Source organism: Pseudoduganella sp. R-43, from assembly GCF_049913255.1.
GTDB lineage: Bacteria > Pseudomonadota > Gammaproteobacteria > Burkholderiales > Burkholderiaceae_D > Rugamonas.
The window spans coordinates 3,962,008-3,978,428 of record NZ_CP183988.1; the positions used below are offsets into that span (position 1 = coordinate 3,962,008).

Genomic DNA, 16,421 nt, shown 5'->3' on the forward strand with positions numbered 1-16,421 from the left:
AAAAGGGAGAAACCGTGAAACTCAATACTATCCTGGCCGCCTTGTGCTTCAGCATGGCAGCAAGCAGCGCTAGCGCGACCGTCCTGGAGTTCAGCAAGCTTACCGAGATGATGTATGGCGACGGCTTTCCGCTGGCGGACAGCATGCGCTACGATGGACCGAACCTGAAGTACGAGGAGTCGGGTTTCCAGCTAACCCTGCACGCCCCTAATGCAGCACCAGGTGCGGCCAATGTTGGCAGCGGTACTTTCGAACCGCAGACCTACAACTGGCATGACGGCCTTGACAACGGCTCCGACACGTTCGTCACGCTGACCCGCATCGGTGGCGGCTTGTTCAACCTGAGTGGCTTTGACTACTTCGCAGACTGGAGCTCCGTCTCCGCCGATGGGAAACTGGTTGGCGTCATCCAGGACGCAGGCATCTGGGCCACGGCCTTGACCGGCATCATGGAACTGCGCATCAGCTCCGGCGCCTTCACCCAGATCGACAACATCGATGTCGAAGCTTCCACCCGGGCCGTAGGCTTGCCAGGGACGTTGTCGCTGATGCTGGCGGGATTTGCTGCCTCCGGATTCACGCGACGCCGACGCTAATCCTGTGAAGCCGCGGCAAATGGATCGCATCCACCTGCCGCGCGCCCCTTGTCCGGCTCATTGCCTGCAGGGAGACTATGAATCAGGCCCGCCGCCAAGGCACCGGGCAGCCAGGCCAGCAGGTTGGCCCGCATGTCGTGCTCGGACAAATCGGCGTGCCGCGCCGCCAGTGGCAAACACTGGCTGGCTAGCATGCCCTCGGGACCGGCGGCCACCAGCCGGGCCAGGAAATGGTATTGCCACTCCTGCAGTTCCTTCATGCCGACGCGGAATGCCATGCGCGTCACGGCGAGCAGCGAACGTGCGCGTGCCGGCGCGGGCGGTACGTCGGCGGCGGCACGCAGGGCGCGCGCATAGTCAAGCGCCGGCACGTCCAGGTCCAGCAGGCGCAGGCAGGCCGGCGTGCGCAGCAAGGGATCGCACCCCATCAACCAATCCAGCGGCGAGACGGCTTGCCCGGCGGCGCGGCCGGCAGCCTCCAGCCCGGGCGCTCGGCCAGCCTCGGTGCAGGCGCGCTCCAACTGCGCCAGCGCGACCGGCAACCGCAGTGCCCCATCGGCGCCCTGTCCCGCCTGGCTTGCGGCCAGGAAGCCGGCAAAACCCGCGCCCAGGTCATACAGCGATGTGGTGGATGGAGGATGGCGCCAGATGTAGCCTCTCGCAAAGAAGGAAAACAAGTCCTCGCCCAACAGCTTGTGCAGCAGTGGGTAGTCGGCGCGCAGGCAGTCCAGCAGTCGCAGCACATAGCCGTCGGCGTAGATGCGCATGCGCGCGGCAGGCGCTGCCCCATGGCCGTGGGCGATCACGTCGTCCAGGCGCCAGCCATGGCGTTGCAACGCCAGCGCCTGCCCCTGCTCGACGCCACCCGGCGATGTCATCACCGTCAGGAACCAGGCTTGCAAATCAGGCAGAGACATCGACGCCATCCCCCTGCCCCAGGCAGAAATCGAGCGGCGTCGAAACGGCGTCTTCGCGGCGCGCCGCGGCAACGCTCTGCGGCATCCCGCCGTTGAGGACCTGGCGCGCCTTACCCAGTTCGTCCAGCAATTCCGGGTAGGAGGGAATCTTCGCGTCCCATTCCAGCAGGGTCGACACCCCGCCTGTCAAGCGCTGGGCCAGCGCGTACAGCTGCCATACCGGCCCGGGCACCGGCGCATCGTGCGTGTCGACCAGGTAGGCGCCGCAGTCCGCCGGCCCGGCCAGGTGGATCTGGACGATGCGCTCGTGCGGCAGGCGCCGGATGTATTCCGCCGCGTCAAAGCCATGGTTGAAGGCCGAAACGTACACATTGTTCACGTCGAGCAGCAAGCCACAGCCGGTGGCTTCCGCCAGCCGTCCGAGGAACTCCCATTCCGGCATCTGCGAGACGCGGAACTCCGCATAGCTGCTGGGATTCTCCAGGACCAGCGGGCGCTCCAGGTAGTCCTGCACCTGGCGCACGCGCGCTGTCACGTGGGCCAGGCAGGCGTCCGTCAACGGCAGCGGCAGCAGGTCGTGCGCGTTGTGCGACGCCACGCCGGTCCAGCACAGGTGGTCCGAGACCCAGGCCGGCCCGATGTCGCCGGCCAGCCGCTTCAATCCGTCCAGATAGGCGAAGTTGAGCGGCGCCGTGCTGCCGATCGACAGCGACACTCCGTGCATGACCAGCGGCACCTGGCACGCCACGGTCTCCAGCACATGACGCGCATGGCCGTGGTGGCCGATGAAATTCTCGCTGATGATTTCGAACCAGTCGACACCGGGACCATGCGCCAGGATGTGCTGAAAATGCGGCGTGCGCAGGCCCAGGCCGAGCCCAAGATTGGGCAGGCCCAGGCGCTGGCGCACATTGTCGGGCGCTTCGCCTGCCATCAGGTGGATGGCGGCAGGGCCACGCGCAGGTCGGTCGGCTCCGGCATGGGCGCCGTCACCGGGGCGCCGCGCTTGGCCATTACCGCCTTGTAGGCTTCCCATGCCTTCTCGTACACCGAGTCGCCCTTGGTGAACGCCATGGTCTGCCCCAGCGGCACCGCCTGGTGGTCCGGCCCCTCGAAGTCGTACAGCTTCATGGCCGGAGGCGGCGCCGTCTCCGGATACAGCTGCGAGGCCGAAATCGGCACCGCGCAGCCGCCGAAGCTGGCGCACTTGTTGTCGCTCGGCGCGCTGTATGGCGTCACTTTTCCGGTGCTGCCTGCAGCAGGCGCCTGCGCCACCTTGGCGCCGCACAGTCCTCCGCCTCCCGTATCGCGCTGCGCGAAGCCGCAGCCGCCCTGTGCATGGCAACCGTTGGAACCGCGGCAGGTATGGTAGATCTCGATTGCCGCACAGCTGGCGCCGGTATCCGGCTTGGCCAGCGACAGGCCCTGGCAGGCGTGGTACAAGGTATCCTTGCCGGGCGCGTCCAGGCCGTGGCGCAGGTCCGCCGACTGCCCCGTGATGGCCCAGCAGATCGACATGCGGTCACCCGATCCCACCATCGATGGATAGGGGAAGCTGGCGCCCTGGTCCTGCCAGTATGTGTCGAGCACCGTGGTGATGCCGGCGATGGCGCCCACGGCCACCTCGCTCAGCATCTTGCGGGTGGCGGAACCCTGCGCCTTCAGGCGATTGAGCGCATCGGCTACCTGCTGCGGCGTGGGGATGTTGTGGGGCGCCGTTTCGGGATCGTACTGCGCGTTGGTCAGGTCGGCGGCGCTCCAGCCCTTGCCCTCCTTGTCCCATGCCGCATGCCACGATTCCCAGGTCACGACCTGCTTGAGGATTTCGCGCACTTCCAGAAAGCGCTCGAAATGGTCCTGCTTTTTGCTGTCGCCGCGCGCCGCGGCATCGCGCGACGGCGCCTGCTTGCCGTCCTGGTCGTAGGATGGATAGTCCGCTTCCAGCGCGGCGCGATCTTCCTGGTATTTCCCATCCACCGCAGTCAACAGGCGTTGCTTGCGGTAGCGCTGGATCTCGATGGTATTGCCCTCCCCCTGGTCGGAGATCGCACTCATCATGTCGATCACCTTGTCGAAGGCGGTGGCGGCGCTGCCCTGGTCTTCCGTCGTCAGCAAGGTGTCGAAGCGCGGGAACTCTTTCTTCGGGTGGCCATCGGCCTTGGAGTTGAACATGTCCTGCTGCACCGAGCCGGCGCGGAACATTTTCGTAAACAGCGACTCGCCATCCGCATATTCGATGCTCAGGTACTGGGCATAGCATTCGTACATCCAGCCGATGGTGCCGAACATCGGCAGGTTGCGCTCAGTGTAGTCCACCTGCCAGCCCGCGAACGGGACCTCGGGGAAATACCTCTTCGCGTTCTCAGGATCGGCTTCCAGCTCCTTGCGCGCATCCTTTTCCGGCTGCTCGATGGCCAGGAACAGCTTGCACTGGTTTTCGTTCAGCGCTTCCAGGTTGACGCGCACATGGCTGTAGTTACTGGTGTTCTTCAGGTCGACGATGTGGGGAATCACACTGCAGTCGGGTCCATAGCAATGCCAGCCATGCTCTTTCGTCTGCAGCGACAGGCTGGTGAAGGAGGCCTTGACGTCCAGCGCCGTGGCGATGTTGGAAGCCATCTGCAAATGCAGCATCTCCTGGATGAACACACTGAAGATGATGTTGAATGCCTTGGCGTTCGGCGTGCCCGGCATGGCGCGGGTCGACATGCCCGGCCATTCGCGGCCCTTGTAGTAGGTGGTGCCGTCGGAATTGATCTGGTGCATGCCGTGGATCGAGTACATGGTGCTCATGTACAAGGGGATGGTGAACAACTCCACGTTGATGGCCGCTTGCGCCATGGCGCGTGCGGCCGACTTGTCTTCCTCGACGAACTTCAGGCTGCGTCCGGTAATCGGCTTGATGGTCTTGCCCAACAATGGAATCTGCATGGAGGTTCTCCTCGGGGTGGTGAACCAGCGGGCGGCCCGCTGTGCCGCTACGACCTATAGCTCGGCAAGTGTGCCCGAGTCCCCTGCCTGGAATTCTCTCCAAATATTTACTTCGCGGAATATTTCGTTGCCGCTCCTTGAATTGCTTGGAGTTTCGCAACACTTGCGAATTACGAGCCGGACAAAATGGACTGATAATTGGTTATCAACGCAAGGACGTATTAATACTTTTATAACAGTAGAAAAGCATGCGCCCGCCTTCCCGTTTAATTCTCTCCAATGCTCACATGTTGAATTGAAAGCCTAAGTTCAAGCCCAGCCTCCTTTTCCTGAAGGTTGCGGAAATCCTACACATTCGTTCGGAAGCGTAACAGAATATTGTTTTTCCAGAGGCAAGTCTAAAATCCCATGTATTTTATGATCCTATGCGCCAATAAGCCAAACCCTTACCTCCTCGATAACCTGGCACCATTAACCTGAGAAATCAAATTAATGCGCTCCGTCCCTTGCAAGCTTCAAAATAAATATCGTCCAATAAACAAAATCGCGCTTGGCGCCGCAAGCCTGCTAATCCTTTCAGGCTGCTCGACGCTGAACGTCGATAGCGCCAAGTTGACGTTGCCTGAAGTGCGCGCCACCCTGCAGGAGGACAAAACCGCCCTGGCCCGCGACGTCGAGCCGCTGAACGGCCCGCTGACCTTGGACAACGCCATCGCCCGCGCCATCAAATACAACGCTGACCGCCGCTTCCGGGCCATGGAACTGGCAGTGGCTCAGGACAGCTTTGAAGCAGGCAAATACGATATGCTGCCCAGGCTGGTAGCCTCGGCCGGCTACCGCGACCGCAGCAACGACCTGATCACGCGCAGCACCGATTCGGTCACCGGTGAACCGTCGCTGGCCCACCCGTATATTTCTTCCGAACGCCAAGCGCTGAATACTGAAATTGGCATTTCCTGGAGCCTGCTCGACTTCGGCCAAAGCTATTACGCCGCCCGCCAGAACGCCGACCGTGTATTGATCGCCGCCGAGCGCCATCGCAAGGCCCTGAATAACCTGGTGCAGGACGTTCGCTCGGCCTACTGGCGGGTCGTGGCGGCGCAAAAACTGCTGCCGCAGCTGCGCCAGACCATTGCCGATTCCGAAGCGGCGCTCAAGGATGCACGCAAGGCTGAGGACGACCGCATCCGTACGCCGCTGGAACCGCTGCGTTACCAACGCCAGCTGCTGGAAAACCTGCGCCTGCTGGAAACGATCGACCAGGAGCTATCGACCGGCAAGGTCGAGTTGGCCACCCTGGCAAACTTGCCGCTGACAGCTGACTACACCGTGGTCGAGCCGGCCAGCGAAGTCAACGCTGCTTGGCTGCAGCAGCCGGTCGATCGTCTGGAAGAGTACGCATTATTGCGCAACCCGGACCTGCGCGAGGGCATCTACAACGCCCGCATCGCCCAGCAGGAAACCCGTCGTGCGCTGCTGAAGATCTTCCCTGGCCTGTCGTTCAACTATGGCGTCAAGCACAGCAATGACGACTACCTGATCCACCGCAACTGGAACGAAGCCGGCGCACAGGTTTCCTTCAACCTCCTGGGCTTGCTATCGGCCCCGGCACAGATGCGCCTGGCCGATGATGGTGTTGCGCTGGCCAACCAGCGCCGCATGGCGACCCAGATGGCCGTGCTGAGCCAACTGCATATCGCGCGCCTGCAATATGCCAACACGATCCGCCAGTACGAGCGCGCCGACGCCATTGCGGGCGTCGACAATCGCATCGCTCAGCACGTCGCCAACCAGGCCGAAGTGCAGAAGCAGTCGGCCCTGGACCGCATTTCGCAGCAGAGCAGCACTGTCCTGTCGCAGCTGCGCCGCTACCAGGCGCTGTCCAACGCACAGGCCGCTGCCTCGCGCCTGCAGGCGACGCTGGGCATGGAGCCGGCCATCGCAGGTGCCGCCACCATGCCGCTGGACCAGCTGACCGCGGCCGTCGGGCAGTCGCTGCAACGCTGGAACCAGGGCCAGCTGCCGCCGCTTGAGGACGGTAAATGAGCGCTGGACGCACCACTCTGGCCAGCCTGCTGGCAGCTGCCACCCTACCCCTGTTGAGCACCCAGGCCGCCACGCCGCCAACGGTCGGCGCTGCGCTCGATAGCCGTGAGATCCGTGCCCAGTTGATGCCGCGCCGCTACACGACCCTTGCCGCCGAGATTGGCGCCAAGATCAATCGCCTGCCGCTGGCCGAAGGCGCATCTTTCAAGCAGGGCCAGTTGCTGGTGCAGTTCGACTGCACGCTGCAGCAAGCGCAGCAGGCCAAGGCCGAGGCGGCGCTGATGGCGGCCGACACCAACTGGAAGGGCAACCAGAAGCTGGCTCAACTGAATTCGGTTGGCAAGGTCGAACTGGACGTGTCGAAGGCGGAAATGCTGAAGGCCCAGGCCGAAGTGGGGGCCAGCCGCGCGCTGCTGGGCAAGTGCCAGGTCAGCGCGCCATTTGCCGGGCGCATCGCCGAGCAAAAGGCGCGTGAGCAGCAATATGTGCAGCCCGGCCAGGCATTGATGGAGATCATCGACGACAGCGCGCTGGAACTGGAATTCATTGTGCCGTCGCGCTGGCTCAACTGGGTGCACAGCGGCAGCGCCTTCCAGGTCAGTATCGATGAAACCGGCAAGACCTACCCGGCCAAGGTGCAGCGTATCGCTGCCAAAGTCGACCCGGTCAGCCAGTCGGTCAAATTAACAGCAGTCATCGAAGGCCGCTACGGCGAGCTGATCGCCGGCATGAGCGGCAAAGTGCTGATGACACCGCCAACGCCGAAGTGATCTTTTACCACAACGGAAAGAAAGGGGATCCAATGAATTCGCGCTCTCACCGCATCACCCGTTGTCTCACCCTGACTGCGACCCTGGCTGCTGCCGCTGGCTGGAACAGCGCCGCCTATGCCTGCTCGGCAGAACCGTATTTGTCGTCAGTCTGCATCATGGCCTGGAGCAGCAATGACTTCCGCGGTTTTCTGCCGGCCGCCGGTCAGCTGCTGAACATCTCGCAAAACTCCGCCTTGTTCTCCCTGCTTGGCACGACCTATGGCGGCAACGGGCAGAGCACGTTCGCCCTGCCCGACCTGCGCGGCCGCGTGGTGGTAGGCGCGGGCACCGGTGCCGATGGCATCCCCTATACCGTGGGCCAAGCTGGCGGCGTTGCCAACGCCACCCTGACGATGGCGCAAATGCCTCTCCACGTCCATAGCTCCGGCGCGGCCAGCCTGAACGGCGTCGCGGTCACGCTCGACCTGAGCAAAGCCACCGGCGCCACCGCCGCGCTGAGCGGTGCGACCTTCACGGCGAATACCAGCGCCCTGACGCTGAAAGCGTTCAGTGGCAACGGTACAGCCTCGGCTCCCGGAGGTGCTGCACTGGCGACTACGGCCTCCCCAAGCAACAAGATTTACTCGACTACCGCGCCTGACGTCAACATGGCGGCGGGCACCTTCGGCGGCAGCATCGCGGTGAGCTCCACCAGCACGATCCCCGTCACCCTGCCGGCATCGGCCAGCGCCACGCTGAGCGGCACCGCGCCGGGCAGCGGCAACACCGGCCCGGCCGGCGGTAGCACGCCGTTCAGCAATATGCAGCCTTACCTTGTGATGAATTACTTTATTTCCACCCAGGGCGTTTACCCTTCCCGCAACTAAAGCAACGCGGCCGCTCTTCAGGGAGAGCGGCCAGTGGAACGATATGCAGTCTATTCGCATTTCCCTCCTGCTCGCCGCCGCGCTGTCTGCGGCGCCAGCGAGCGCAAAAAAGGCATCCGACCATGCGGAGCCGCTGCATGCCGCCTACGCTTTGCTGGACAAAGGCGATTATGCGCACGCCTATCCTGCATTCCTGCGCCAGAGTGGCAAGAATCCACTGGCTCAATTCATGCTCGGGCTGTTTCACCAAATTGGCTGGGGCCGCCCCGTTGACCAGGATGCCGCCTGTGCCTGGTTTGCCAAGGCTGCCAGGGGCAAGATTCCGACCGCCCAGCACTACAGTGCGACCTGCCTGATGCGCACACCCGACGTACCTGGAAACGCGGGCGCCGCGCTGGCCGAATACCTGGCCGCTGCCGATGGCGGCCACAAGATCTCGCTGTGTTCGGCAGCCGAGTTCTACATCCGTGGTCGTTACGTTGCCAGGGATGTGGTGCGCGGCCTGAACCTGTGCGGCCAGGCCGCGATGGCCAATTCGCCGCCGGCCATGCTGTTGCTGGCCAATTACCTGCAAAACGATCCCGACGTGCCGCGCGATCTTGCCGGCGCGCGCCACTGGTACCAACTGGCTGCGGGACACAACCTGCCCGAGGCACGGTACCAGCTGGCCATCATGCAGTCCCAGGGTGATGGCGGCCCGGTCGACAGCAATGCGGCGCTGGGCAATATGGAAGCCCTGGCTGCCGCCGGCTACGCCGCAGCCTACCTGCCTACCGCCGTCCTGTATGCCCATCTGCCACCGCAAGCCGACACCGGCGCGCCCAGCGCAGTACACCTGGCCAAGGCCTACCTGTGGGCCAGCGCAGCCAAGGCCAGCCTGGCCGACCCGGCCCCGGCTGAAAAACTGCTGGCCAGTGTCCTGGCCCTCATGCCCGCCGAATGGCGCCCCGGACTGGACCGGAAAGTCGCCGACCATTTGGCCAAATTTGCCGCACCTCGCGCCACCGGCGCATCCCCTGGAGCCTGACATGAACGATTCATCCTTCCCCGCCGATCGACGCCGCCGCCCCCTGCGCCGCAGCTCCCAACTGCTGCCGCTGGAGCAGCGTTTCATGTTCGACGGTGCTGTCGCCGATGCTGCGCATGCCGCCCAGGCGCACGAAGCACCGCCGGTCCCGCCCGCGGTCACGGTGCGGGCGGCCGAGCCGGCCAAGGACCAAGGCAAGAAGGAAGTGGCGATCGTCGATACCTCGCTGGCCAACTACAAGACCCTGGAAGCCGGCCTGCGCGCCGGCGTCGGCATCGTCGAATTCGACGGCAGCAAGGACGGCCTGGCGCAAATCGCGCAATGGGCTGCCAGCCAAAGCAATGTCGACGCGATTCACATCCTGTCGCACGGCGCGCAAGGTGTGGTCGATCTCGGCACCATGCACCTGAGCGAGAGCTCGCTGTCGTCGGCCGCGACCCAGCGGGAACTGGCGCAACTGGGCAAGGCGCTGTCCAGCGACGGCGACCTGCTGTTCTATGCCTGCGATGTCGCCGCCGGTGGCAAAGGCACTGCGCTGCTGGATGGCCTGGCACGCGCGACCGGCGCCGATGTGGCGGCGTCGACCGACGCGACCGGCGCCGCCGGCAAAGGCGGCAACTGGGGGCTTGAAGTCCGTGCGGGCAAGATTGAAACCGAGGCGCTGCGCATCAGTGACTACCAGGACTTGCTGACCCTGGTCACCATCACCAACAGCGACGCCGATTATTCGAACTACCAGTTCACCAAGAGCGTCAATGGCGTTACCTTTACCTTTGCCGGCGACCCGAGCTTCGGCGTCGGCATGGATGCATCCTTCGGGCCAGACGGATTGTATGCATTCGATACCAGTACCGGGAGTGGCGTCAAGCTGACCATCTCGGCCCAGTCTGGTTATATGTTCGACCTGAGCGGCCTTGATGTAGGCACCAATGCCAGCGGAATAAGCATCCAATACACCGATGCCGGCAACCATACCAACACGGTGTCACCGGGGGTGGCAAACGGCAGCTGGCAAACCCTCTCAGGTTTGGGCAGCACGGTCAGGAACGTAGTCAGCATCGTGCTGACCGCAAATGATTTCACCCTTTTCCAGAATTTTAATTTCATCAACATCCAGACGATAGCGCCGGCCGCCGTGGTCAACAGCGCCTCGCTGTCGTCCGATAGCGGCACCAGCAGCAGCGACTTCATCACCAACGTTGCCAGCCAGACGATCAGCGGTACGTTGAGCAGCGCGCTGGGCACGGGCGAAAAGGTGCAGGTCTCTTTTGACAACGGCAATACCTGGAGCGATGCCACCAGCTACACCGTCGGCTCCAGCAGCTGGAGCACCACCACCACCCTGTCCGGCAGCAATACCTTTCAGGCCCGCGTTTCCAATTCCAATACCTCCAGTACGGCCTATACGCACACCTACACCCTGGACACCACGGCGCCGGCCACCACCTTCAGCAACGCGGCGCTGGGAACCGATACCGGCGCCAGCAACACCGATTTCATCACCAACGTCTCCAGCCAGACCATCAGCGCCACCCTCGGCAGTACGCTGAGCGCGGGCGATGTGCTCAAGGGCTCGCTCGATGGTGGCAGCACCTGGGCCGATATCACCGCCAAGGTCTCCGGCACCACGCTGACGTGGAACGGGGCCACGCTCGGCAGCGGGACCAATACCCTGATGCTGAAGGTGACCGACGCTGCCGGCAACGACAGCAGCACCTACAGCAAGAGCTATACGCTGGATACCGTCGCGCCGGCCACCACGATCAGCACCGTCAGCTTCTCGAACGACAGCGGCAGTTCCGGCAGCGACTTCAACACCAACGTCGCGTCGCAAACGGTCAGTGGGACGCTGTCGGCCAACCTGCAATCCGGCGAGACGGTGTACGTCTCGATGAACAACGGCGCCACCTGGACCGCGGCCACCACGACGGTCGGCACGAACACTTGGTCGCTGGCAGGCGTCACGCTCACCGCCAGTAACAATATGCGCATCAAGGTATCCGACACTGCCGGAAACGACGGCACCGTGCTAGTCCAGGCCTATGTCTACGACGCCACGGCGCCCAGCACGACGTTCAGCGGCCTGGCTTTCTCCAACGACAGTGGAGCCGCTGGCGACTTCATCACAAATTCCGCCAGCCAGACCATCAGTGCCACATTGAGTGGCAGCCTGGCAGGAGGCGATATCCTGTACGGTTCGCTCGATGGCGGCAGCACATGGACGAACATCACCAGCAACGTCAGCGGCACCGCGCTGAGCTGGACGGGCGTTACCCTCACAGGCAGCAACACCCTGCAGCTGAAGGTAGTGGACGCCGCCGGCAACCAGGGCGCGGCAAGCAGCCAAGCTTATGTGCTGGACACCGGCGTCCCTTCCGCGCCGTCCGCGCCGGTGCTGACCATCGACAGCGGTATTTCCAGCAGCGACCTGGTCACCAATGTCAACACGCCTACGTTCACGGGAAGCGCAGAGAATGGCAGCACGGTCAGGATCTACGATGGCGCTGTGCTGCTGGGCAGCGTGACCGCCACCGGTGGTGTCTGGAGCTACACTTCGACCACGCTTGGCGAGGGCAGCCACAACATCTCCGCAACGGCAACTGACGCGGCCGGCAATGTCTCTGCATCGTCCAGTGCCATTGCGGTGACAGTGGATACAACTGCTCCAGTGGTCAATTCCGTGTCCGTGCCGGCGAACGCCACCTACTACACTGGCAATACGCTGGACTTTACTGTCAACTTCAGCGAAGCCGTATACGTGGACACCAGTGGCGGCACGCCGCGTATCGCGATGGTGATTGGCGCCACCACACGCTATGCCAACTACCTTTCCGGCTCTGGCACCAGTGCCCTGCTGTTCCGCTATACCGTGGTCAACGGCGACAGCGACAGCGACGGCATCACGGTCGGCGCCATGACATCCAACGGCGGCGTGCTATCCGACTTGGCGGGAAACATCGGCGTCAACACGCTGAATAGCGTCGGCAGCACGGCAGCGATCCTGGTCGATGGCTCGCAACCCAGTGTCACCAACATCAGCTCGACTACCGCAGACGGCGCCTATCGCACTGGCAGCACCATCACCATCACGGTCGATTTCAGCGGCACCGTGAACGTTGACACTACCGGCGGCACGCCGACGCTGGCACTCAACTCCGGTGGTACCGCTACGTACAGCGGCGGCAGCGGCAGCAGCACCCTGACCTTCAGCTATACGGTGATGGCGGGAGAAAACAGCGCCGATCTCGATTACACCAGCAGCAGCGCCCTTTCCCTTAATGGCGCCACCATTGCGGACGCGGGCGCCAGCGGCCAAAGCGCCTCCTTGACACTGGCCGCACCGGGCGCCGCCAGCTCGCTCGGCGCCAACAAGAACATTGATATCGACACCATTGCGCCTGTCGTCACCGGAAGCACGGCTGCATTCTCGGCCGATACCGGCATTTCCAGCACGGACCTGATCACCAATGTGGCAGCGCAAAGCATCAGCGGCACGCTGACCGGGAGCCTGCCGGCCGGGGACAGCGTACAAGTCTCGCTGGACAACGGCGCCACCTGGACCACCGCTCTTGCCTCAGGCAACAGCTGGTCGCTTGCCGCACCCGTCGTACTTACCGGCAGCAATACATTGCAAGTGCGCGTCGTCGACCCCGCCGGCAACGCCGGCAGCGCCGCCTCCTTTGCCTACGTGCTGGACACCGCCGCCCCTGCTACCGCTTTCAGCAATATCGCCTTCTCCAGCGACACCGGCATCAGCAATATCGACCTGGTCACCAACATCAGCGCGCAAACCATCAGCGCCAACCTGAGCGCCGCGATGGCAAGCGGCGAACGGCTGTTTGGTTCGCTGGATAACGGCGCCACCTGGGCCGACATCACCAGCGAGGTCAGCGGCACGACGCTGAACTGGGATGGCATCACGCTACGCGGCAGCAACACCTTGCAGCTGCGTATGACAGATGCCGCCGGCAATGATGGCGCCATTACCAGCAAGGCCTACGTGCTCGACACAACGGCACCGGCCACCGCCATCGCCAGCGCATCTCTTTCCGACGACAGCGGCAGCAGCACGAGCGATTTCATCACCAGCGTGGCGGCGCAAATCCTCAGTGGCACGCTGTCCACCAGCCTGGGGGCCGGCGAAACCGTTTACGTTTCCCTGGACAATGGCGCCACCTGGCACGCCGCCAGCGCCAGCGTCGGCCAGAGTAGCTGGTCGCTTGGCGGCCAGACGCTCAGTGCCAGCAATACCCTGCTGGTGAAAGTCAGCGACGTCGCCGGCAACGATGGTCCGGTCCACATGCAAGCCTATGTTTTCGACACGACAGCGCCAGTCAGTCCATCTGCCGATACCGTGTTCAGTAGCGATCTGGCGCCGGTGCTGTCAGGCAGCGCTGCGCTTGCTAGCGGCGAGACGCTTACTGTCACGGTCGGCGGTGCGACATACATCGTCAGCCCAGCCGGTGGCCACTGGAGCCTGGACCTTTCCAGCGCCACGCCCGCCAGCGGCACCCTGGCCCTTGCTCAAAACAGCAGCTACGACATCCTTGCGACCGCCACCGATCCCGCCGGCAATACCAGCAGCGGCACCGGCCAGCTAAGCATCGCCTCCACAACACTGGTTACCGGCTTCCAGCTGTCGGCCGATAGCGGCATCAGCAACAGCGATTTCATCACCAACATGGCTGCACAGACCGTGAGCGGAACGTTATCGGCCCCACTGTTCAACGGCCAAACGGTGGAAGTGTCAGTCGACGGCGGCGCCACCTGGAGCCCGGCAAATGCCAGCGGAAATAGCTGGAGCGCCAACGTGACGCTCAATGGCAGCAACACCCTGATGGCGCGCGTTACCAGCGCCAGTGGGAGCGGCACGCCACTGCAGCATGCATTCACACTGGACACCACTGCACCAACCACCGCGCCATCGCTCATCTCGCTAAGCACGGATGGCATCGTCGACGGTGCCCTCTCGGCCCCTTTGGCTGCCGGCGAAGCCTTGCACGCTTCGTTAGATGGCGGAACCACCTGGTCTGCTGTCAGCACCATCGGTCGAGCCTGGTCCGTGAACAGCAACGGTGCCAGCAGCGTACAAGTAGCCGTGCGCGATACCGCCGGCAATAGCGGCGCCACGCTGGTGATCAATACTGCGGTGCCGCCAGCGATTCCCTTGCCCGTTACACCGATGATGGCAGTTACCCCGCCCAGTGCGCCATTCACCGTCGTTCCGGGTGGGGATGAACAGCAGGGGCAGGACCACCCGGATGCGACGGCGCCATTGGTGCTGCCGCTGACCAGCATGGGCGGGGACATTGCCTCCAGTTGGCCGGGCGCCGCGCCCAAACCAGTGCTGGACATTCTGCCAGCCACCGTCGCACTGGCACCGGTTCCAGGATTCGACCCCGGCCAAAGCGCAACGGCCTTCAGGGATGTACAAGGATCGACCGGTGTCACCTTCCAGATCGCCATCGTGCCGGAACTGCCGGGTGGCGATACGCTGGTGGCATACCGGCCTATCCCGGATGTCAGCAGCGCTAGCGGCCAGCGGATATCCGTACAGATAGGCAGCGAGGCCTTTGCCCAATCGAGCAAGAGCGCGAGCGTCATGTTGAGCGCGCAATCGGCGGACGGTTCACCGCTTCCCGGATGGATCAGGTTTGATGCCCGCACCGGGCGCTTTGAAGGCACGTCACCGCCGGCTTTCGAAGGCACCCTGAGCTTCAAGGTCATTGCGCGCGACAGCAAAGGCCATATCGCAACACAGGTGTTCAAGATTGTCGTTTCCAAGGATGGGCAAGCCGGTAAGCACAGCGAATGGCATGCAGAACCGGCCGGCCGGTCAAGTCTCGGTGAACAGCTGCGCGCGGCGCGCAGTGCGGCTGCGGCCCGTCTGGCGGCGCTCTCGGCATGAACGACGGCGCACTGCAGAACCCCTTGCTGCTCCTGCTGGAACTGGCCCAGCGCGCGCGCGCTGCGGCCAGTGCCAACGAACTGGCCTTCCTGGCGGTGAACGACAGCCGTGCGATGGCGCCTTATCGCCAGGCTGCGCTATGGTTCCAGTCCAGTGGCGTGCATACCCTGTCCGGCGTGGTCACGGTGGAAGCCAATGCACCCTACGCGCAGTGGCTGGACCAGCTTTGCCGCACACTCTCCGAACAGCACACGCTGACGACGCCGCTGGACATCGATCCAGCCCAGCTTCCAACTGCCATCAAAGCCGAATGGGACGAATGGCTGCCAGCGCACGCGACCTGGTTGCCGCTGCGTGGCTTGGCCAGTCCAGGCGGCCTGCTGCTGGCCGGTGAGGCGGCCCTCCCGCCCCATCAACTGGCGCTGTTGAGCGAATGGATGGACATCTGGCAGCACGCCTGGCGCTCCGCGCATCCGTCGCCGGGCTGGTCACTGGGCCGCCTGCCCACGCTGCTACGCGAGTGGTGGCGAGGCAGTACCCAGGGCAAGCACTGGCCTCGCCGGCTGGGCACTGTTGCCGTGCTTCTGGCCGTGCTGGTGTTTCCGGTTCGGCTGACGGTTCTGGCGCCGGGCGAACTGGTGCCGGCCAATCCGGCCACCATACGCGCACCGCTCGATGGCGTGATCGCCGCAATCTCCGTACGTCCGAACCAGGTGGTGACGGCTGGCCAGCCGCTGTTCTCATTCGACCAGGCTCCTATTGGCAGCCGGCTGAATGTGGCGCGCGAGGCCCTGTCCACCGCACAGGCAGAGTATCGCCAGAACGCCCAGCTGATGCTCAACGATCCACGCGCACGAGGCCAGCTGGCCGCGGCGCTCGGCAAGGTGGCGGAGAAGCAGGCGCAGGCCGACTTCCTTGAAGGCCAGGCGCAGCGCTCGCGGGTGTTGGCACCGCAGGCCGGCATCGTTCTGTTCGACGATCCATCCGAATGGATAGGCCGTCCGGTGCAAACCGGCGAGCGCATCATGCAGGTGGCAGCGCCTGACGATGTTGAAATCGAAGCCTGGGTACCGATTGGCGATGCCATCCCCCTGGCCAACAACGCCCCACTACATCTCTACCTGGCCACGACGCCAATGTCGCCACTGAACGGTACGCTACGCTACATGAGCCACCGCGCCGTGGCTCGTCCGGACGGAAGCTACGCCTATCGGGTGCGCGCGAGGCTGAACGCCCCCTCCGGCCAGCGTATCGGCCTCAAAGGCACAGCCAAACTGGGCGGAGAGCGTGTACCACTGATCTACTGGATACTGCGCCGGCCGTTGGCCAGCATTCGCCAGTTCATCGCACTTTAAGG

At 63.7% G+C, this 16,421-nt stretch carries 10 protein-coding genes; 7 read left to right on the top strand and 3 right to left on the bottom strand.

Annotation, left to right across the window (positions count from 1 at the left end):
• The first annotated feature begins 14 nt into the window (after positions 1-14).
• Positions 15-596 carry a hypothetical protein gene (locus ACN9M3_RS17935; RefSeq protein WP_426318182.1) on the top strand — a complete coding sequence of 194 codons (582 nt, stop codon included), beginning with the start codon at positions 15-17 and terminating at the stop codon, positions 594-596.
• Here ACN9M3_RS17935 and ACN9M3_RS17940 read toward each other — a convergent pair.
• Genes ACN9M3_RS17940 through ACN9M3_RS17950 form a run of 3 tightly spaced genes read right to left on the bottom strand, consistent with a single transcriptional unit; the run spans position 593 to position 4,444 of the window.
• Positions 593-1,513, bottom strand: coding sequence for a putative DNA-binding domain-containing protein (locus ACN9M3_RS17940; RefSeq protein ID WP_426318183.1), 921 nt, complete (start codon positions 1,511-1,513; stop codon positions 593-595). The two genes, ACN9M3_RS17935 and ACN9M3_RS17940, sit on opposite strands and share 4 nt — an antisense overlap.
• Positions 1,500-2,447, bottom strand: coding sequence for a DUF692 domain-containing protein (locus ACN9M3_RS17945; protein ID WP_426323783.1), 948 nt, complete (start codon positions 2,445-2,447; stop codon positions 1,500-1,502). Before ACN9M3_RS17945 ends, ACN9M3_RS17940 begins: the two co-directional genes overlap by 14 nt.
• Positions 2,447-4,444: a ferritin-like domain-containing protein gene (locus tag ACN9M3_RS17950; RefSeq protein ID WP_426318184.1), complete on the bottom strand. Its 1,998-nt coding sequence runs from the start codon at positions 4,442-4,444 to the stop codon at positions 2,447-2,449. Before ACN9M3_RS17950 ends, ACN9M3_RS17945 begins: the two co-directional genes overlap by 1 nt.
• Positions 4,445-5,056: 612 nt before the next feature.
• Between ACN9M3_RS17950 and ACN9M3_RS17955 the strand changes: the two genes are divergently transcribed.
• Genes ACN9M3_RS17955 through ACN9M3_RS17980 form a run of 6 tightly spaced genes read left to right on the top strand, consistent with a single transcriptional unit; the run spans position 5,057 to position 16,419 of the window.
• Positions 5,057-6,490 (top strand): TolC family protein, encoded by a 1,434-nt coding sequence (locus tag ACN9M3_RS17955; protein ID WP_426318185.1) that lies wholly within the window; start codon positions 5,057-5,059, stop codon positions 6,488-6,490.
• Positions 6,487-7,260, top strand: coding sequence for an efflux RND transporter periplasmic adaptor subunit (locus ACN9M3_RS17960; protein WP_426318186.1), 774 nt, complete (start codon positions 6,487-6,489; stop codon positions 7,258-7,260). The genes ACN9M3_RS17955 and ACN9M3_RS17960 overlap by 4 nt, the downstream gene beginning before the upstream one ends.
• A 32-nt stretch (positions 7,261-7,292) precedes the next feature.
• Entirely contained in the window at positions 7,293-8,129 is an 837-nt protein-coding gene (locus ACN9M3_RS17965) for a phage tail protein (RefSeq protein WP_426318187.1), read from the top strand.
• A gap of 43 nt (positions 8,130-8,172) precedes the next feature.
• Positions 8,173-9,156: a tetratricopeptide repeat protein gene (locus tag ACN9M3_RS17970; RefSeq protein WP_426318188.1), complete on the top strand. Its 984-nt coding sequence runs from the start codon at positions 8,173-8,175 to the stop codon at positions 9,154-9,156.
• 1 nt (position 9,157) lies between these two features.
• On the top strand, positions 9,158-15,064 hold the full coding sequence (locus tag ACN9M3_RS17975; protein ID WP_426318189.1) for an Ig-like domain-containing protein: 5,907 nt from the start codon (positions 9,158-9,160) through the stop codon (positions 15,062-15,064).
• Positions 15,061-16,419 (top strand): efflux RND transporter periplasmic adaptor subunit, encoded by a 1,359-nt coding sequence (locus ACN9M3_RS17980; protein ID WP_426318190.1) that lies wholly within the window; start codon positions 15,061-15,063, stop codon positions 16,417-16,419. Before ACN9M3_RS17975 ends, ACN9M3_RS17980 begins: the two co-directional genes overlap by 4 nt.
• The last annotated feature ends 2 nt before the right edge of the window (positions 16,420-16,421 follow it).